The sequence below is a fragment of the Nocardia anaemiae NBRC 100462 genome, assembly GCF_001612725.1.
GTDB classification, from domain to species: domain Bacteria; phylum Actinomycetota; class Actinomycetes; order Mycobacteriales; family Mycobacteriaceae; genus Nocardia; species Nocardia anaemiae.
The window spans coordinates 31,895-50,941 of record NZ_BDAZ01000067.1; the positions used below are offsets into that span (position 1 = coordinate 31,895).

Here is a 19,047-nt window from a genome sequence, read left to right on the forward strand (position 1 = left end):
GCCTGTCGCGCGTGGAGGTCCTGGCCGGAACAGCTCTGGCCTGGGCGCGCAACACGGTGGTTTGATGTTTGCGACCTGACCGGACCAGAGGAGCGCGATGGTGGATGGGCGGGCACATGCACGTTCGGTGACCAGCAAGGTGGTCGCTCTTCTCGACGCGTTCGGCCCGGGTTCGCCGCAGCTGACCCTCAACGAGCTCAGCGCGCGCACGGGGCTGCCGCTGTCGACCGCGCACCGGCTGGTCACCGAGCTTGTGGAGTGGGGCGGGCTCGAACGGTGCGAGGGGGCCGGGTACCGGATCGGGCTGCGGATGTGGGAGATCGGCTCGCTCGCTCCGCGCGGCGAGTCCTTGCGCGATGTCGCCCTTCCTGTGATGCAGGACCTCTACGAGGGCACCAAGGAGAACGTGCATCTCGCGGTCCGGCAGGACACCCAGGCGCTCTACCTCGACAAGATTCACGGCCCCGCCGCACTCCCGGTCAAGTCCCGGCGCGGCGGCCGACTTCCCTTGCACGCCACCGGCGTCGGCAAGGTGCTGCTCGCCTACGCGCCGGAAGAGCTGCGCGCCCGGGTGCTGGCCGGGGAATTGCCCCGGTACACCCGGCACACCATCGTCGAGCCCGGCCGCGTCGTCCGCATGCTCGACGAAGTACGGAACACCGGTATCGCGTTCGCCTATGAGGAGCTCACGGTCGGTTCACTGTCGGTGGCCGCACCCATCCGCGACGCCTCGGGTGAGGTCGTGGCCGCACTGGATGTCGTGCTGCACACCGCGGGCGGGCACCCCGACCGGCTGGCACTCGCGGTCCGGACCGCGGCCATCTCCATCTCCCGGGCTCTGCGTGACCGGCAGGTCGGCCAGCGCGGGTAAAGATGAGGGTGCGTTCCCGTTCAACGGGAACGCGGCCTTTTCCCGGAACGGTGTCGGCTGTGACAGTAGCCACACCAACGAAGGGAAGGTCAGCGATGACAAGCACTGCCACCCCCGGGCCCTCGGCGGAACAGCAGGCGGAGATCGACCGTTACCTGGACACATACCGCGAGATGGCCGGATTCGTCCCGCCCCGGATCCAGGCCCGGTTCGAGCGGCTGGGCCGGACGAACCCGGAGCTCCTGCTGGCGCAGGAGAAGGTCCGGAACCTGATCACCTACACCGACGCGCTGGACCAGAAAACGGCGCAGCTCATCCTGTTCGCGGTGCTCTCGGTCCAGTTGCGGGACGCGGCGAAGATCCACGGCCACGCCGCGCGGCGGGCCGGTGCGAGCTGGGAGGAGCTGCAGGCGACGATCGACCTCGCCTACCTGTTCGGTGGCGTGTCGATCGCGAATCACGCACCGTCGATCCTCGACGGCGTCGCGGAGCTGGAGGCCAAGGCGGCGGCCGAGGAGGGGGCGAACCGGTGATCGACCACCCGGAACCGGTCTACGACATCGCGCAGCTCGGGCATGCCGAGATCCGCACCCCGGACCTCGAGGCATCGGTTGCGTTCTTCACCGAGATCTACGGGCTCACTCTCGTCGGCGAGACTCCCGGGTCCGCGCATCTGCGGGCCTGGAATGACGACGTGCTGTCCTCGCTGACCCTCACCGCCCACGACGAACCAGGTCTGGGCCACCTCGGCTGGCGGGCGACAAGCCCGCAGGCGCTGCGCAGGCGGGTCGCGGCGCTGGAGGACCACGGTGTGCGGGGTGAGTGGCACGACGGCGACTTCGGGCACGGTGCGGCGTACCGGTTCGTGGGCGTCGGCGGGCATCTCCAGGAGGTCTACTTCGATACCGAGAAGTACGTGCCGACCCCGGACACCACACCGGCGCTGCCCAACCAGCCGCAGAAGTTCGACCCGCGCGGTGCCGCGGCCGCCCACATCGACCACATCAACCTGCTGGTCCCCGACGTCGCCGCGGCATCTCGCTTCCAGCAGGAGACACTCGGGTTCAAACTGCGCGAGCGGCTCACCCCGGCGGGCCGGGACGAGGTCGGCGCCTGGCTGTCGGTCATGACCAAGGCCCACGACCTGGCCCTGACCAAGGAGCCCGCGCCCACGCAGGGCCGCCTGCACCACCTCGCCTACGCGGTCCCGGAGACCTCGGACGTGATCCGCGCGGCGGACGTTTTCCTCGAGAACGATGTCTTCATCGAGTTCGGCCCCGCCAAGCACTCGCGCACCCAGGGCTTCTTCCTCTACGTCTACGAGCCGGGCGGCAACCGCGTCGAGGTCTTCACCGGAGGGATCCACATCTTCTCGCCGGACTTCGAGACGGTCACCTGGGAGACGGAGTCACAGGGCCGGGGTACCGCGTGGGGAATGCCGGTGCCCGAGTCCTTCCACCACCACGCCACACCCCCGTACGTGAAGGCCGATGCCGAGGTGTCGGCGTGACCGGGCTGACGGCAAGTTACGTCACCCTGCACGGGGGCGGGTTCACCGATCCCGCCCGCACCTCGTTCGCCGATCGTGCGGCCGCGGCCGCGAAAGCCGGGTTCACCGGGATCGGTGTGCAGCTCGCGGATCTGGCAGCCACCGGTGGCGCCGCAGTGATCGGTGATCCGGCCGTGGCCGTCACCGAGGCCGAGTTCCTCGGCGGCTGGGTTTTCGCCGAGGACCCGGATGTGCGGTCGCCGTCGGAGGAGCTACTGATCGAGGTCGCCCGGGTCGCGGGGCCGCTGCGGGTCACCTCTGGGGAATTCGCGGCCGGGCCCGCCGATCCGGGCCGCGCGGCGGACGCTCTCGCGGCACTCGCGAACAGGCTTGCGCCGCACGGCATCACCCTTGCCGTCGAGGCCTTCGCCTGGGGCGCGATCCCCGACTATCCGACGGCGCTGGAGATCATGCGGCGCAGCGGTGCCGCCAACACCGGGCTCATGATCGATGTCTGGCACTGGTTCGCCACCGGCGCGCAGGTCGCGCTGCTCCGCGATGTCGACCCGCATGAAATCGCCGGCGTCCAGCTCAACGACGGTCCCCGGACGCGCCCGGATGATCCCGAAATACTGCACCGGGCCCGCACCACCCGGTGGCTGCCCGGCGCAGGCGAGCTTCCGGTGCGAGAGCTGGTCGGCGCCCTCCGCACGGCGGGCTACTCGGGCCCGTACTCGGTGGAGGTCAACTATCCCGGATTCCGGGAGCTGCCCGTCGAGGAGGCCGCGCGCGCGGCCTACGACGCCTCGATCGCAATCCTCAACAGCCGCTGAGCGGCGTCCCCAACCCCCGTCACCTCGAACACAAAGGAGTGTCTCGTGTCGCATACCCAGGAGACCGGAACACCAAGACAGACACCAGGTAAGGCCGCGCTGGCGTCCTTCCTCGGCAGCCTGGTCGAGTACTATGACTTCTTCATCTACGGGTCGGCCTCGGCGCTGGTGTTCGGCCACGTCTTCTTCCCCCGCGCCAGCACCGCGGCAGGTACGCTGGCCGCACTCGCGACCTTCGCCGTGGCCTACGTCGCCCGCCCGATCGGATCGTTCTTCCTCGGTCACTTCGGCGACCGGATCGGCCGCAAACGAGTCCTGATCTTCACCCTCGCGCTGATGGGCGGCTCGACCTTCGCCATCGGCTGCGTGCCCGGTTACGACACCATCGGCGTGGCCGCGCCGATCCTGCTCGTGGTTCTGCGGATCGCACAGGGGCTGTCCGCCGCAGGCGAGCAGAGCGGCGCGAGCTCGATGACGCTGGAGCACTCGCCCGAAGGCAGGAGGGCGTTCTTCACCAGCTTCACCCTCTCCGGAACACAGGCCGGTCTGGTCGTCGCCACACTCGTGTTCATCCCGGTCGCCGCGCTGCCCGAGTCCGCCCTCTACAGCTGGGGCTGGCGGATTCCGTTCTGGGCCAGCGCGATCGCGGTGTTCGCCGCGATGCTCGTCCGCCGGACCCTCGACGAACCACCCGCTTTCGAGCAGCTCAAAGAGGAGCAGGAGATCGTCAGGTTTCCGCTGGGAGTCTTCATCCGGTCCTACTGGCGGTCGTTCCTGCGGATCGTGCTCTGCCACCTCTACGGCACCATCTCCACTGCCGTGACCGTGTTCGGGCTCGCCTACGCGGTGAACGAGTGGCACATCGCGCGCTCGTCGATGCTGTGGACGATCGTGATCGCCAACGTCGTCCAGGTCGTGACGATCCCGATGTGGGCGAAGCTGTCCGACCGGGTCGGGCGTCGCCCTGTGTTCGCGGTCGGAGCGGTCGGCTGCGCGGTGTCGGTCTTCGCCTACTTCGTTGCGATCACCACCGGGAACTGGATGCTTGTCGCCGCGGCGTCGGTGCTGCTCGTCTCGGTCTGCTATGCGGCGCCGAACGCCGTCTGGCCTGCCATGTACGCGGAGATGTTCGACGCCCGGGTTCGCTACACCGGCCTGGCCGTCTCGACGCAGTTCGCCAATCTCGCCCTCGGTTTCCTGCCGACGATCGCCGCGATCCTGATCGGCACCGGAAGCTTAGGCTGGCTGTCGATCGCGGTGCTGCTCTCCACGCTCTGCCTGATCGCCGCCGCGGCCGCGTTCGCCGGCCGGGAGACAGCGCACGTTCCGCTGCGGGAGCTCGGGCATTCTTCCCGGGCCCACGGCCCGACCATGCCCGAGCGGGCCGAGGCCGCGCCCAGCGCCTTCTGAATCCCCTTGAAAGGAACCAACATGCGGCACGGTCGCCTCCTGATCATGAACGGTCCGAACCTCAACCTGCTCGGTACCCGGCAGCCCGAGCTATACGGCACCGACACCCTCGCCGACGTCGAGCGGATCGCCGGTGCCAGGGCCGAGGAACTCGGGTACAAGGCCGACTTCTTCCAGAGCAACTCGGAGGGCGCGCTGATCGACCGCCTGCACGAGGCGCGTGGCAGCACCGACGGCGTCGTCCTCAACCCCGCAGCGTTCACACACACCTCGGTGGCGCTGCGGGACGCGCTGCTCGCCGCTGAACTGCCGGTCGTCGAGGTGCACATCAGCAACGTGCACAAGCGCGAGGAGTTCCGGCACCGTTCCTATGTCTCCGACATCGCCGAAGCCGTGATCGTCGGGGCGGGGATCCGGGGTTATGTGTATGGGATCGAATGTCTCGACCGGGCGCTCCAGCTCCACGAACGAAGGAGCGCGGTGTGAACGACCCGCTGCAAGTCGGCCTGATCGGCGCCGGCATCGGACCGTCCTTTTCCCCCGCCCTCCACGAACGCGAGGCCGCCGCCCTCGGTATCTCCTATCGGTACCGGCTCTGGGACCTCGATGTCCTCGGCATTGCGCCCGAAGACATTGCGAAGCTGCTCCAGCGTGCCCGCGACGAGGGGTATCGCGGGCTCAACATCACTCACCCCTGCAAACAGCTCGTGATCCCGCACCTCGACCGGCTCTCGCCCGACGCCAAGGCCATCGGCGCGGTGAACACCGTCGTCCTCGACGACACCGGGATGACCGGACACAACACCGACTGGCAAGGCTTCCGCGCGGGTTTCCTCGAGGGCCTCCCAGATGTCGCGTGCGAGCACGTCGTGCTCCTCGGCGCCGGTGGTGCGGGTGCGGCCGCCGCGCATGCCCTCCTTTCGCTCGGCACACCCCGCCTCGACGTGCTCGACGTCGATCCGGGCAAGGCGGATGATCTCGCCGCCGCGCTCACTGCGCGCTTCGGGAACGGACGAGCCATGGCTGGGCACCCGCATGACGTCGCCGAGCGCCTCCGTTCGGCGGACGGCCTGGTACACGCAACCCCGACCGGCATGGCGGCACACCCCGGACTGCCACTCGACGCGCGCCTGCTCCGCCCGGACCTGTGGGTCGCCGAGATCGTCTACATGCCGATGGAAACCGAACTCCTCCGCAACGCCCGCGCCGTCGGCGCGCGGCACCTCAGCGGCGGCCGCATGGTCGTCCACCAAGCCGCGGAGGCGATGCGCCTGTTCACCGGTCTGACACCGGACGCGAGCCGGATGCTTCGTCACCTGGCCGAACTGGTGAGCCCCTGAACTGTGCCGTGCGGGGCGTGGCTTGAAAGGCATTTGCCCAGCACGAAGTAGCGGTGCCTGCCCGCACGGAGACCTTATCCGTCGATCTTCGGCTGGGCGGGTGTCGCCGCACCCTCGGGTGCCTGGAGTGCACCGCGACGAGCGCTGATCCTGGCTGTGGAGACCCGGACGGTCCGGACAGCAAGGAGACACAAGCGGTGACGACATCGGCAGTTCCGGGGCAATCCAGTGGCTCGCTATATACCGAGCGGGTGCTGATCATCGACCAGCAGCCCAAGCTTGTCGAAATCAACACCGAGTACGCCTTACTGGACCGTCACGGTCGTCGGCTTGGGGCCGTCGTGCAGGTCGGTCAGAGCCGTTTGAAGAAGTTTGCGCGTTTCTTCGGCGATTTCAGCAACTTCTTCACCCACCAGCTCGAGGTTCGCGATGCCTCCGAGAATCTTCTCCTTTCGCTGGTCCGCCCTCGTAAGGTGTTCAAGTCGAGGGTTGTCGTCGAAGGCTCGGCGGGCCAGTCGATCGGCCTGATCATCCAGGAAAACTGGTGGGGCGCAAAGCGATTCGCGATGCTCGTCGATGGCGAACGGGTGGGAACCATTCACGCGGATGGGCTACTCGGACCACGGATTTTCAGCATTGTCGACGCCGGTGGCGGCGAGATCGCGCGAATCACCAGAACCACCCAGGGCTTGCACCGGGCGATCACCAGTGCCGAAAAATACGTCGTGGAGATCCATGATCACCTGCGCGAGCCCATCGCGAGTCTGGTGCTTGCCTCCGCCCTGTCGATCAACACCGCTCTGATGCAGGTGAAGTCGACAACCGTAGGCGATCTGGTCACCGTGATCCCATGAGCCCCACTGTGGGAGCGACGCAAACCGGTTGACGAGAGCGGGAACCCTGACGGCGAGCCCCGTCGATCGACCCAGTCGGATTCGGCTGTGACCGAAAGGTCTTCGGACATGCGCTGAGACCGAAGCCGTGCCACAACGAGATGTTGACGACGGGACCAATTGTAGTGGAAGCGATTCCGACGACGGGGATGGCCAACAGTACCGCCGATACGCCCAGGTCCTGCCCACCCGTCGCGTGTGGCTTCCACAGGAAATCACCCAACATATGCAGTTTGGTGGTTCACTCGCCAGGTGAACGCCCGAGCGCGTGGTCGTCGGTCGCGGTACGCGACAACGGCACTAGACATCAATGGAATTTGAGCCCTCGATTACTCAGACCGGCCGATTGCCCGCAGCGGCCAGTCGCTCGCGCACTCCGCAAACAATATGAGCATCGTGGTCGAACACCCGCTCCACAACAGGGAGCAACTGTTCGAAGAGGGTGATCGCCTCACCCGTGCGTCCCACCGACTCATAGGCGTAGGCGAGGTGGTAGCGGATGCTCAAGGTACCGACGTGCTCGGTGCCCATCATGCGCTCCCACTCAGGGAGCACCTGTTCGTAGAGAGTGACCGCCTCACCCGTGCGCCCCACCGACTCATAGGCGTAGGCGAGGTTGTAGCGGGTGCTCAAGGTACTGGGGTGCTCAGCGCCCAGCACCCGCTTCCGGTCGGGGAGCACCTGTTCGTAGAGGGTGATCGCCTCACTCGTGCGCCCTAGCGACAGATAGGCGCGAGCCAGGTTGTGGCAGGTGCTCAAGGTGTCGGGGTGCTCGGCGCCCAGCACCCGCTTCCGGTCGGGGAGCACCTGTTCGTAGAGGGTGATCGCGTCGTCCGCGCGCCCCACCGCCCGATAGGCGCCAGCCAGATTGTGGCGGGTGGTCAAGCTACCCGGGTGCTCGGCGCCCAGCACTCGCTCCCGATCGGGGAGCAACCGCTCGAGCAGGGCTATCGCCTCACTCGGTCGGCCCGCCGTCCGATAGGCGCCAGCCAGGTTGTAGCGGGTGCTCAAGGTGTCGGGGTGCTCGGCGCCCAGCACTCGCTCCCGATCGGGGAGCAACCGCTCGAGCAGGGCTATCGCCTCACCCGGCCGCCCCGCACTCCGATAGGCGTCGGCGAGGTTGTGGCGGATACTCAAAATGTGGCGGTGCTCGGCACCGAGGTGGGTTTCGGCGTCGAGGAGTGTTCGGCGGGTGTAATCGATCGCTCGGGCGAGGTCCGCGGCCGCGGTCAGCTGATTGCCAGCCCAGATCCGCGCGTTGACCACACGGGCTGTGTTGTCGGGGTCGAGGCCGGTCAGCCCGGTGACGGTAATGGCGTCGATGTGGTCGATGAGCCCGGCGCCTTCGATCCGGCGCTGCCAAGCCTGACCACGGTCGAACAGGCAGGGTTCGATCACGTCGAGGGCATTGCCCAGCAACCGAGCCCGGTCCTGGTCACTGTCGGCGCGGTCGCGTATGACGCGGGCGACGAGCCGGTGCATCACGACCGCGGTCCGATCAACCGAGCGAGTGAGCAAACTAGCTTGTACGCAACGGGCCACGGCTTCATCGCGGCGCCCGCCATAATCGGGCAGCAGGTCGCGGACCACACCTGCAGGCGAAAGCATCGCAACGAGCTCAAGGACGCCTCGGACCGCGGTATCCAAGGTGGGGTCACCACTGGAAGCTTCGGTAGTAGCGATCGACAGTAGAATCGCCCGATGTACCTGCAAGGGGTATTCATGCCCCGCTATCCGGGTAAACGCCTGGTCCCCGAATCCGGCAAGCAACCCCAAATACGTCTCGTAGTCGATACCCAGACGGTCGATCGTGGCCGCGGCCTGGGTCAACGCCAAGGGCAGATCACCTAGTTCCCTGCCCACCCGATCCGCACCGTCGGTGTCGGCGAGCTTGGTGGCTTTCTTCAGATAGCGCAGGGATTCACGGCGGGTGTAGACCGTGAGATCCAGTGCGGCACCCAGGGTGGCGAAGGCGTGTTCGGTGCTGGTGATCACAACCTTGATCCCGGTCGCGGCCGGTAGGAACGCTTTGACTTCATCGGGTGCGGTGGCATTGTCCAGCACCAGCAATCCCGCCACCGGGCGTCCGGTCCAGAACTCGCGCAACCGGTGCGCCGAGATCTCCGAATCACCATTGGGGTCATCCACACCCAGACGCTGCGCGATCGCTGCCAGCCCTTCCAACAACACACCCCGGGATTCGGCGTTGACCCACCCCACCAATCCCTCACCATCGCCGGTCAACACCTCGCGGGCATAGGCGGCGGCAAGCTCGGTTTTACCGACACCCCGCATCCCTGTCACCACCACGACGACCGGCGAACGGTGCACCAGCTTGCGTAACCGGTCCAACGGCGCACGAGTGATGAAGTCGACCGGCTGCTGCGGAACCATCCCCACCACCCGCCCCGACACAAGACCCGGTGCGGGAGCCGGGGTTGCGCCGATAGCGATGGTGTGAGCGATCACCCCCGCGAGATTGATGCCCCCCGCTTGCTGGTGTGGTGACGCGGCCGGGGTGGGGGTTACCGGCGCGCCGAAGGAGGGTCCTGATCACGGCGCCCCGCCTGCACCGAACCGATCTCGATGTCCCCGTCGAACGTGCCCCCGACCACCCGCACACCGGTCCCGGTCGCCTCCACTTCGCGGATCCGCAACGCCGCCGCCGACACCCGCTCCAAATCCACACCCACCGCCACACCCGCAGCGGCCTCGTGCGCGCGGACCGCCGCGATCAACGCTTGCGCCGCTGCCAGCAACTCCTCATCACCTTCAGCGCCCGCGCGCTGCAGGTCCTCGGCTAACACCGCGCGGCGTGCGACCGAATCGGGTTGCTGCTCCACCGATTCGACACCAACCCGCCCGACACGACCCGACACCAGAGCCTTCAACTTCTCATAAGCATCGAGCACCACCTGCTTGGCGGTATCGCTCATCCCCGCCACCGCACCCACGGCTACCGCCTCAGCCACAATCGCCGGCACCGTCTCCAACACGAGATCCCCTCCCAACTTCCCGCACCCCCATACCGCGCGAGGCTACCGATGTTCTGAGTTCTGACTGCCGGATCCTACGCCGCCCACGCACGCCACTCCAGCGATACCGAAACCAGCGTTGATGCTTGAAAAATGCGACAGGCCAACGCCATCCGTATCGCGCTGAGCATGCACCAGATCCGGTGCAGCCGACTTCGAAGTCGGACACTGTGTCTTCCTGACGCGTCTTCTCGACACCACCAAACCGCCATCACTCCAGGTGATTCGCACGGGGGACTGTGGATCTAACGGTGTTTCCGGCCTGATTCGCTGAGCGATGTTCAGCGGGAAGGTGCCGTGATGACGACACTTGATGCCGTGGCGAGGAAGAAGGCCGAGGCTTCGGCTGAGAAGCTGGCAGCGGCGGAGCTGGTCCGGATGGCCAAGGAACAGGGGTTGTCCCTGACCGGGCCCGGTGGGCTGCTCAAACAGTTCACCAAGACGGTTCTCGAGACCGCGTTGAACGAGGAGATGACCAAGCATTTGGGCTTTGAGCCGAACCAGGCCCGGCCAGAGCGGGACTCGTCGAATGTGCGCAATGGGACCAGACCGAAAACGGTGCTGACCGAGACGACCGGGCCGGTGCCGATCGATGTGCCCCGCGACCGTGACGGCAGTTTCGAACCGCAGATCGTCAAGAAACGCCAACGCCGGTTGAACGGGGTGGATGAGATCGTGTTGTCGTTGTATGCGAAAGGGCTTACCACTGGCGAGATTTCGGCGCAATTCGCTGAGATCTAGGGGGCGTCGGTGTCGAAGGAGACGGTGTCGCGGATCACCGATATTGATGATGTGATGCGTTCCCGTTCGGGTCGTTGCTCTATCATTGACTGACGCCCTGCTGGGTTGTCCTGACTTTGGTCCGTCGGCTCGGGCGGGAACGCTTCGAGCATGTCGGCCGCGTGGAGATGACCTAATAGGGGCTTGGTTTCGCCTCGTCAATGTCTTGTCTGTCCGCGCGGCCGGTGTGCTGTCACCGTCATTTAGGAAGGCAGGACCAGCAAGCACGACCGACCCGTGCGAGATCATCGGCGGCGCCGACACCCACGTCGACACAATCCATCTCGCCGTAATCTCGGTGACCGGTCAGCCGATGGCGGATCGGGAGTTCCCGACGACCGAATCGGGCTATCGGGCAGCCATCGAGTTCCTCAGCGGTCACGGCGTTCCTCGTGTGGTCGGGGTGGAAGGCACCAGCAGCTATGGCGCTGGATTGACAAGAGCCCTTGCTGCAGAGGGGATTCCGGTTGTCGAGGTCTGCCGTCCGGATCGCGCGGCGCGACGATGCATAGGTAAGACCGACACGCTCGACTCCTATGCTGCAGCGCGAGCCGCCTTGTCCGGGCATGGTGTGTCAGAACCCAAGGACGAGCGGACCAGCGTGGTCCGAGCACTGCTTGGTGCGCGGCGCTCGGCGGTCAAAGCCCGCACCGCCTCGATCAACCAGATCAAGGCCCTGCTCGTCAGCGCACCGGAATCGGTGCGCGCCAGATTCCGCGGACACACCACCAAAGAGCTCATCGCCGAGCTCACCCGCACCCGCCCCAGCGCTCATGCCGAACCGATGATCTCTGGAATACTCACTGCCGCAAAGGCCCTCGCCGATCGGGTCGCCTTCCTCAACGAGCAGGTTGACACCCTCACCGCCGAACTCAACGAATTGACCGCGGTTCTGTGTCCTGCTCTGCGTTCAGCTCTCGGCGTCGGTCCTGACACCGCTGCCCAGTTGTTCGTCACCGCTGGCGACAACCCCGAAAGGCTGCGGGGTGAGAGTTCATTCGCCGCTCTGTGCGGCGCCGCTCCAGTGCCAGCCTCCTCCGGAAAGACCACGCGGCACCGACTTTCGCGCGGTGGTGATCGTGGAGCCAACAATGCGCTGCACCGCATCGCCTTGGTCCGCATGTCCAGGCACGAGCCGACAAAGTCATATGTGGCCCGGCAGACGCAAGCGGGCCGATCCAAACCGGAGATTCTGCGCCTACTCAAACGCGCGATCGCCCGCGAGATCTATCGGCTGCTGACCCGCGCCATCTCAATCCCGGACTACGCCGACCTGCGTCCCGCACGCCAGAGACTCAACATCACTCTCACCGCTGCCGCAAGGCATCTCGGTGTCTGGCCAGGAACCCTGTCACGCATCGAACGCGGCCAAGCCCGCGACGACGAACTCGCCAATACCTACCGAGCATGGCTCGCCACCGCTTGACAAGAATAGGAGCATCAAAGTGGTCGCCGAGATGCAGGAGTGGTCGTGCCGGCCGCTGGATGAGATCTATGTGGCCGTGTTCATCGATGCCATCGTGGTCAAGGTTCGCGATGGTCAGGTCGCCAACCGGCCGATCTATGCCGCGATCGGTGTCACGGTCAACGGGGAGAAGGACATCTTGGGATTGTGGGCTGGCACCGGTGGTGAGGGCGCCAAATTCTGGATGAGTGTGCTCACCGATATCCGTAACCGCGGGGTCCGCGACGTGTTCTTCCTGGTCTGCGACGGATTGAAAGGGCTGCCCGACGCGGTCGGGAATGTGTGGCCGCTGGCCACGGTCCAGACCTGCATCATTCATTTGATCCGCAACACCTTCCGGTTGGCCGGACGTCAGCACTGGGACGCGCTGCGCCGGGATGTGAAACCGATATACACCGCTGTCAACGCCGTCGCGGCACGGGCAGCGCTGGATGAGCTCACCGAGCGGTGGGGCATGAAATACGGTGCGATTGTGCGTCTTTGGGAGAACTCATGGCAGGAGTTCATCCCGTTCCTGGACTACGGAGGCTGTTGCAGAATTGCAGCAGAGTTAGATGTGGACGCAGCGAACCACGTTCGGCGACATGATGTTGGCATCGGCGGAGGGGCGAGGGCGTCACGCTGCGATGGTCGCTCGATGGATCTTCATGAGATTGAATGCGGTTGCCGCCAAGTGCAATTCACTGGTGGCGTTGTCCAGGCCGCGGCGTGAGAATCGGTCGAGGATCTTCTTGAGGTTGCCGATGCCGGGCTCGACGGTTGCGCCGCGTCGCTTGTAGAGGGCTCGGCCCTGCGTGGTTCGCAGTCGGTGCCTGTTGACCTCTCGTGGAGTCGCGTCCCGCGGCGGCGGCCCCGCGGCGGGCTCCGTGGTCGCGGCGAGGGCCTGGTCGCGGTCCTTGCCCAGAGCTATGAGCCGGTCAGGTCCTGCCGCGTTCAGGTTCGCGTCGCTGCTGTAACCGGCATCAGCCAGCACGGTGCCGATCACATGGTCGACGTTCGCGGTGACGGCGAACATTCTGGCCGCGACGTCCTGCGCAGCCTGCATCATCGGGAGGAAGCAGGCTTGATCGTTGGTCGACTGCCCGATCTGAGCGGCGATGATGAATTGGTCACCGGTAACGGCGACTTGGGCGTTGTAACCCTGCAGGAATCCTTTGCGGGTCGGCATGACCCGCGACTGTGGATCGGTGGTGTTGGCGACCACTTTCGGCAGCGTTTTGCCTTCAGCAACCCGTCGACCGGCGGCCGCCGCAGCGGCTCGTTCTGCGTTGGCCACCACTTTTCGTGCTCGCTGAACGCGTGTGCTGTCTTCCATCGGTACTGGTGGGCGGCCCATCGGCTTCTTCCCGGCCGCGATCAATGCGGCATGGCGGTCCAGTTTCTCCTGGTGCGCGGCGATCTCGCGGGCCAAATGGGCCCGCGCTTCGGGCAGCCGGTGCGGTCCCTCGGGAATCCGTCCGACAACCGGCATGCCCTGTTCCGATCGCCGGCGACGAGCGATCGCTGCTGCCTCACGCTGCTCGGCGGCCTTGTCCAGCCGCTGATGCCGCTCCTGCAACTCCTGGGCAGCTTGGCGGATTCGTAGCGCTCGGTGAGTCCGATCACCCAGAGCTGCCGGAACACGGTCCACTCCGCTGCCGGAATCCTGTTTGTCGGCGTCCTCGGCCTGGTCGGTGGTCTCCGACTCGGCGACGATAGCGCCGACTTGGCGGTCGAACCATTCCCGGCCCCGGTTGGCGTCGATCGACGCATTTGCAGCGATCTTCGTCCCGTCGATCGCCACCGTCCCGAACCTACACAATCCTGCCCGGCCGGCGACCATCAACACCTGAGAGAACAAGTCGCTGAACACCTCTCGTGCCTCGGCACGGAATCTGGCGATCGTGGTGTGGTCCGGGCCATCTTGAGCGCACAACACCCGGAATGCGACATCGGTCGTGCACATCCGCTCGATCTGCCGAGACGAACGCACTCCCTGGCAATACGCATACACCATCAGCGCCAACAACATTCGAGGGTCATAACCCGCCGCGCCAGCGCCGCCGCGCCGACGGGTGGCCCGCTCCAACCCGGTGGTGTCGAGAGCCTCCACAGTGTCGAGCACGAACCACGCCAGATGATCCTGTGGCAACCACTCGTGCATATCGGCCGGCAGCAACATCGGCTGATCACGCAGCACGGGACGATAGGACTTGGCCACGCCACATACTCCCAGCCAAACCCCATCCGCAGCAATCGATTCTGCAACAGCCTCTACGACATCGAGATACGCCGGGTGATCTGCTCCACCAACGCCATCGAGTCGCTCAACGCCCGCTACCGGCGCGCGATCAAAGCCCGAGGGCATTTCCCCACCGAGCAAGCCGCCCTGAAATGCCTCTACCTCGTCACCCGATCACTCGACCCGACCGGGCAGGGACGGGCACGATGGACCACACGCTGGAAACCCGCGGTCAACGCCTTCGCGATCACCTTCGCCGACCGCTGGCCCAACGCCCAAACCTACTGAGAGAAACCGCCGGAAACACCGTTAGCGAGATAGACCCTCGCACGGTAATCGCCATGAGCGGACGGGGGGGCCAGGTACCCCTTACTCTCGCCGTAGTAGTCGAACAGACAGGACCAGTAGTTTTCGGTGTTGCAGGAGGTTGACGTACTGGTCGATACCCCTACGGACACGACCACTACGCCTACGGGCGGTTCGGGTTGGCCTCGGCCAACACCGTCCGTGTTCGATGGTCGTAGGTCAACTTCGAGCCCAGCTGTTGATAGAGTTCCAGCTTGTCGTCCGGATCGGTGGATCTTGTTGGGTTCACACTTGTGTCGAACGAGGTGTTTGCGGCGTAGCTGACGCCCAGATAGAAACGTTGCTCAGTTGCGCATTGGTGGTGATTTCCCGCATTTCGACGTGGCGGTGTTGTCGGTGGCTCGGGTCGAACGCGTCGCCCTGTGGCGCCTCTTCGGAACTGCTCAGCGCACCGTCGGTGCCGGTTCTCACGCCGCTGGGAATAGGCAAGCACCATGATCATCTGGAGGTCGCCGTGGCGGCGATGCACGCGGTGATCGATCACGAGGCCGCCGACAGCATGGCGCCCGAACCACGCCCCGCCGACACGGTCGGCCCCGCAGTGGCGGTATTCCGATGCGGGTGATGTTCGTAGCGACACCGCTGATCGGGCATCTGTTCCCGATGATGCCTCTTGCTATGCATCTGCGTGCCGAGGGGCACCAGGTACTGGTAGCAACCGGTGGCGATGCCGCGACGGCGGTTTCCGCCGATGTCCCGGTTGTCGATGTCGCACCGCGCATCGGACACATCCGTGCGATCGCGCAGGGGTTGGGCTTGCACCCCGTCCTCGCACTGCGATCCGCGGCGGGAATGGCCGACGCTCGCGGCGGCGCCCAGGTGTTCGCCGTCACCAACAAACCGATGATCGACAGGCTCATTCGAGTGGCGGCCCGATTCGCGCCCGACATCGTGGTGCACGAACCCTTCGCGTCTGCCGCGGCCATCGCCGCGGCCCGCCTCGGCGTCCCCACAGTGCTGCACAATATCGCGCTGGACGACGGCACCGTTATTCGACGGGAACTGTTGCGGCTGCTCGGCGGTGCCGACATTCCCGCGCCCGCGGCCACCCTGTCGATCGCGCCGCCCAGCATCGTCTCTGTCCCGGGTTGGCCCCTGCGATACATCCCGTATTCGACATCGGGCGCATCCACGCCACGATTCCTCCTCGACTCCCCCCGCCGACCACGCATCGTCGTAACCCGAAGCACCATGCTCGGCGACGGCCCCGACGCGATGCTGCGATCGGTGCTACGGGCCGCGCCCGACGTCGACGCCGATATCGTGATCGTCCGCCCGAACCGAACAGTCATGCGCGCCACCAACCTTCCAGGCAACGTCCGAACAGTCGGGTGGATCGCGCTGCACGCCGTGCTCCCGACCTGCACCGCGATGGTCAACCACGGCGGCGCAGGCTCCGTGTATGCGGCTCTGCGCGCCGGAATCCCACAGCTGGCGACCCCCGCCCCCGGCGACCGCAGGTGGAACGCGGTATCGGTGCAGCGGCGCGGAGCGGGTATCGCGGTGCGGGGAAGCACGATCACCGCGACACACCTGCACACCTTGATCACCGACACGCGCCTCGCCGACGCTGCTCGCGCCGTCGCGGCCGAGGTGGCCACCATGCCTGCCATCGACGAGGTCGCAGCACAAGTCCTCGCATTGGGCCACAACAGGCCACCCCTCCGACACTGACGACGAAATCCCCTTGTGCCCAAAGGAACTCACCGCATGACAGGTGCGACCGCGATCATGGCATGCGGACTGACCAGCCCAGAAGCAGTGGTCATTGTTCGTCGTCGGGGATGGTCAGGATGTTCGACGGCCAGGACACCGAGCGTGGATCCACTGAACCCGCAACGGCCGGACAGTGCTCGCTGTGCCTCACATGCCATCGACGATCACAGGATATCTGCCGAATCCCGGCAGGTTTGGCGCATGCGCCCGATGCCGTCGATCTCGAGATCGATCACATCGCCGGGGCGCAGGTAGGGGAAACGGCCGGAGAGGGCTACGCCCTCGGGGGTTCCAGTATTGATGAGGTCGCCGGGTTCTAGGACCGCATACTGGGACAAATGCCAGACCAGGTACGCGACGTCGAAGATGAGGTCGGCCGTCGAAGAGTCCTGGCGCGGTTCGCCATTGACCCAGGAGCGCAGGCGCAGGTCCTTCGGGTCGAGGCGATCGGCGGGGATCAGGGCGGGGCCGAGGGGGTTGAAGGTCGCGCAGCACTTGCCCTTCGACCATTGGCCGCCGGATTCCTCGAGCTGGAAGCGGCGTTCGGAGACGTCGTTCGAAATGGTGTAGCCCGCAACGTGTTTCATGGCGGCGTCGGGCGAATCCAGGTAGCTCGCCCGGCGGCTGATCACCACCGCAAGCTCGACCTCCCAGTCGGTCCGGTCGGACCCGCGCGGGATCATCACGTCGTCGTACGGCCCGACCACGGTATTGGGTGTCTTGAAGAAGACCACCGGCGTACGGGGCGGTTCCGCTCCCGATTCGGCGGCGTGCGCGGCATAGTTCATGCCGATGCACCAGACGGCCTGCGGGCGCGCGATCGGTGCGCCGATACGTTGTCCGGTGAGGTCGATGGGCGACAGCAGGCCCTGTGACAGCGCTGCCGCGGTCTTCGAGATACCGCCTGCGGCGAGGAACGCACCATCGATATCCGGTGTCAGCGTGGACAGATCATAGGTTTGATCACCGTCGACCACGACCGGTCGTTCCGAGCCGACGGCGCCGATCCGCTGCAATTTCACGCACTAGCTCCTTCATTGGTGGATTCCGCCTGATCGACGGACAGCCGATACACGCGCCGCGCCGTCGTGGACAGCACCTTGACGCGGTCGTCCGGGGCAAGTCCGCCGAGGACCTGGACAGTGGCACGCCAGACCTGCGCATAGGAGGCGGCGGTCAGCGTGAACGGCCAATCCCCGCCCACCATCAGCCGATCCGGCCCGAACACCGCCAGCGCGTGATCGACGTACGACTGCCAATCGGCGGCGGTGAATCCGGGCTTGGACACCGTGGCCAGGCCGGAGATCTTCGCCACCACATTGGGTTGCTCGGCCGCGGCGGCCAGCAGATCCGCCCACGGCTGCCAGTCGCCGGTCGCGATCGGCGGTTTACCCAGATGGTCGAGAACCACTGTGAGCGTGGGGTGTTCGGCCGCCACCACCGGCACCTGCGCCAGCAGATCGGAACGTTCGGCCACCGCGTCGAAACTCAGACCGGCCTCGGCGAGCATGGCCAGGCTGTCCGAAACCTCGGCTCGCAGTAGCCAGGTCGGATCCGGGTCACGGTGGATCATGTGCCGCACTCCGACGTACTCGGGCCGCCGCAGCCGGGCCAGCTCGAACGCGGCCCGCTCGGGTTCGTGCAGCGGCAGCCAGCCGACCACGACCGCCGGGCGCGGGGCATGGGCCGCCGCGTCCAGTAGCGCGTGATTCTCCGCCAGTGAATCGGCCGCCTGGACCAGCACCAGCCCCGCGATATCGTGCTCGGGCAGCTGCGGCTTGAGGTCGTGCAGGGTATAGGTGCGGTACAAGACATCGGATGTATTTGTCAGCCAGTCGTATTCGACATGGAATTTTCCACCGCGAATGTCCCAGACATGCGCATGGGCGTCTACAGTCATCGGAGGCATATGTTCACATTCTCGAAAGTGAAGGAACCGGTTTGTCGGTCACCGACGATGCGATTGCGAAGATCAAGGCGATGATCGTCTCGGGCGATTTGACGCCCGGATCGAGGTTGCCGCGCGAGGCCGATCTGGCCGCCGAGATCGGGGTGTCGCGCAATTCGCTGCGGGAGGCGGTGCGCGCGCTGTCGCTGGTGCGGATCCTGGACGTGCGCCAGGGCGACGGCACCTTCGTGGCGAGTCTGGAGCCGAATTCGCTGCTGGACGCCATGAGCTTCCTGCTGGAGTTCCATCAAGACGACTCGGTGCTCGACATCCTTGGCGTGCGGCGGATTCTGGAGCCCGCCGCGACCGCGCTGGCGGCGCAGCACATGACCGACGAGCAGATCACCCACCTGCGCACGCTGGTCGAGCCCGCCAGTGCGTCGGTGACCGATCTGGTCGCGCTCGACCTGAGCTTCCACGCCGCCATCGCCACCGCATCCGGCAATAAAGTCCTTGCCTCGCTGCTGGATTCGCTGTCCATGCCGACCACCCGCGCACGGATCTGGCGTGGCGTCACCGAGGAGGGCGCGTTCGAGCGCACGGTCGCCGAGCATCGCGGCATCTGCGACGCGATCGCCGCGCGTGACCCGCAACTGGCGCAGGCGCGCGCGCTGGCGCATGTGGCCGGGGTGATGGAATGGCTGGGCCGGGCGGTGGAGTGAGCGGCTCATCGTAGCGCT

General features: G+C 66.1%; 17 protein-coding genes and 3 pseudogenes. 15 read left to right on the forward strand and 5 right to left on the reverse strand.

Annotated features, from left to right (window positions below):
* Positions 1–127 precede the first annotated feature (127 nt).
* The 8 genes from NA5_RS31570 (at position 128) to NA5_RS31605 (ending at position 6,797) form a co-directional block, all read left to right on the forward strand.
* Entirely contained in the window at positions 128–871 is a 744-nt protein-coding gene (locus NA5_RS31570; protein ID WP_245672485.1) for an IclR family transcriptional regulator, read from the forward strand.
* A 95-nt stretch (positions 872–966) separates the two neighbouring features.
* The gene (locus tag NA5_RS31575; protein WP_062992675.1) at positions 967–1,404 is read left to right on the forward strand and encodes a carboxymuconolactone decarboxylase family protein; all 438 of its coding nucleotides are present in this window, start codon (positions 967–969) and stop codon (positions 1,402–1,404) included.
* Positions 1,401–2,381 (forward strand): VOC family protein, encoded by a 981-nt coding sequence (locus NA5_RS31580; protein WP_084484570.1) that lies wholly within the window; start codon positions 1,401–1,403, stop codon positions 2,379–2,381. Before NA5_RS31575 ends, NA5_RS31580 begins: the two co-directional genes overlap by 4 nt.
* Positions 2,378–3,193 carry a sugar phosphate isomerase/epimerase family protein gene (locus NA5_RS31585; protein WP_062992676.1) on the forward strand — a complete coding sequence of 272 codons (816 nt, stop codon included), beginning with the start codon at positions 2,378–2,380 and terminating at the stop codon, positions 3,191–3,193. The genes NA5_RS31580 and NA5_RS31585 overlap by 4 nt, the downstream gene beginning before the upstream one ends.
* A gap of 45 nt (positions 3,194–3,238) precedes the next feature.
* Positions 3,239–4,603 carry an MFS transporter gene (locus NA5_RS31590; protein WP_062992677.1) on the forward strand — a complete coding sequence of 455 codons (1,365 nt, stop codon included), beginning with the start codon at positions 3,239–3,241 and terminating at the stop codon, positions 4,601–4,603.
* A gap of 21 nt (positions 4,604–4,624) precedes the next feature.
* Positions 4,625–5,089: a type II 3-dehydroquinate dehydratase gene (gene aroQ / locus NA5_RS31595; RefSeq protein ID WP_062992678.1), complete on the forward strand. Its 465-nt coding sequence runs from the start codon at positions 4,625–4,627 to the stop codon at positions 5,087–5,089.
* Positions 5,086–5,943, forward strand: a complete 858-nt coding sequence (locus tag NA5_RS31600) for a shikimate dehydrogenase (protein ID WP_062992679.1) — start codon at positions 5,086–5,088, stop codon at positions 5,941–5,943. Before aroQ ends, NA5_RS31600 begins: the two co-directional genes overlap by 4 nt.
* Before the next feature lie 251 nt (positions 5,944–6,194).
* Positions 6,195–6,797 carry a phospholipid scramblase-related protein gene (locus NA5_RS31605; RefSeq protein WP_062992680.1) on the forward strand — a complete coding sequence of 201 codons (603 nt, stop codon included), beginning with the start codon at positions 6,195–6,197 and terminating at the stop codon, positions 6,795–6,797.
* Positions 6,798–7,169: 372 nt separating this feature from the next.
* Here the strand turns inward: NA5_RS31605 and fxsT are convergent, their stop codons facing one another.
* On the reverse strand, positions 7,170–9,305 hold the full coding sequence (fxsT, locus tag NA5_RS31610; RefSeq protein ID WP_157110740.1) for an FxSxx-COOH system tetratricopeptide repeat protein: 2,136 nt from the start codon (positions 9,303–9,305) through the stop codon (positions 7,170–7,172).
* A gap of 56 nt (positions 9,306–9,361) precedes the next feature.
* Entirely contained in the window at positions 9,362–9,808 is a 447-nt protein-coding gene (locus NA5_RS31615) for a Het-E N-terminal domain-containing protein (RefSeq protein ID WP_157110741.1), read from the reverse strand.
* A gap of 360 nt (positions 9,809–10,168) precedes the next feature.
* On the opposite strand from NA5_RS31615, the pseudogene NA5_RS31620 reads away from it, so the two are divergent.
* The 3 genes and pseudogenes from NA5_RS31620 to NA5_RS31630 all read left to right on the forward strand — a co-directional run.
* A pseudogene (locus NA5_RS31620) lies at positions 10,169–10,609 on the forward strand (transposase); the annotation flags it as partial.
* A gap of 286 nt (positions 10,610–10,895) precedes the next feature.
* The gene (locus NA5_RS31625; protein WP_443093752.1) at positions 10,896–12,077 is read left to right on the forward strand and encodes an IS110 family RNA-guided transposase; all 1,182 of its coding nucleotides are present in this window, start codon (positions 10,896–10,898) and stop codon (positions 12,075–12,077) included.
* A 16-nt stretch (positions 12,078–12,093) separates the two neighbouring features.
* A pseudogene (locus NA5_RS31630) lies at positions 12,094–12,639 on the forward strand (IS256 family transposase); the annotation flags it as partial.
* A 93-nt stretch (positions 12,640–12,732) separates the two neighbouring features.
* Here the strand turns inward: NA5_RS31630 and NA5_RS31635 are convergent.
* A complete protein-coding gene (locus NA5_RS31635) occupies positions 12,733–14,247 on the reverse strand; it encodes a transposase (protein WP_218020201.1) in 1,515 nt (504 codons plus the stop codon).
* 123 nt (positions 14,248–14,370) lie between these two features.
* Between NA5_RS31635 and NA5_RS40840 the strand changes: the two are divergent.
* From NA5_RS40840 to NA5_RS31645, 3 genes and pseudogenes are all read left to right on the forward strand, one after another.
* Positions 14,371–14,625: pseudogene (locus tag NA5_RS40840) on the forward strand (transposase); the annotation flags it as partial.
* 475 nt (positions 14,626–15,100) lie between these two features.
* Positions 15,101–15,268 carry a hypothetical protein gene (locus tag NA5_RS40845; RefSeq protein WP_157110742.1) on the forward strand — a complete coding sequence of 56 codons (168 nt, stop codon included), beginning with the start codon at positions 15,101–15,103 and terminating at the stop codon, positions 15,266–15,268.
* Complete coding sequence (locus NA5_RS31645; RefSeq protein WP_169811390.1) at positions 15,268–16,377, forward strand: glycosyltransferase; 1,110 nt, start codon at positions 15,268–15,270, stop codon at positions 16,375–16,377. Before NA5_RS40845 ends, NA5_RS31645 begins: the two co-directional genes overlap by 1 nt.
* 206 nt (positions 16,378–16,583) lie before the next feature.
* On the opposite strand, the gene NA5_RS31650 is transcribed toward NA5_RS31645, so the two are convergent.
* Positions 16,584–17,441: a fumarylacetoacetate hydrolase family protein gene (locus tag NA5_RS31650; protein ID WP_062992686.1), complete on the reverse strand. Its 858-nt coding sequence runs from the start codon at positions 17,439–17,441 to the stop codon at positions 16,584–16,586.
* Positions 17,438–18,319, reverse strand: a complete 882-nt coding sequence (locus NA5_RS31655; RefSeq protein ID WP_063813714.1) for an amidohydrolase family protein — start codon at positions 18,317–18,319, stop codon at positions 17,438–17,440. The genes NA5_RS31650 and NA5_RS31655 overlap by 4 nt, the downstream gene beginning before the upstream one ends.
* Before the next feature lie 41 nt (positions 18,320–18,360).
* Between NA5_RS31655 and NA5_RS31660 the strand changes: the two genes are divergently transcribed.
* Positions 18,361–19,029 carry a FadR/GntR family transcriptional regulator gene (locus NA5_RS31660; RefSeq protein ID WP_062992687.1) on the forward strand — a complete coding sequence of 223 codons (669 nt, stop codon included), beginning with the start codon at positions 18,361–18,363 and terminating at the stop codon, positions 19,027–19,029.
* Positions 19,030–19,047 lie beyond the last annotated feature (18 nt).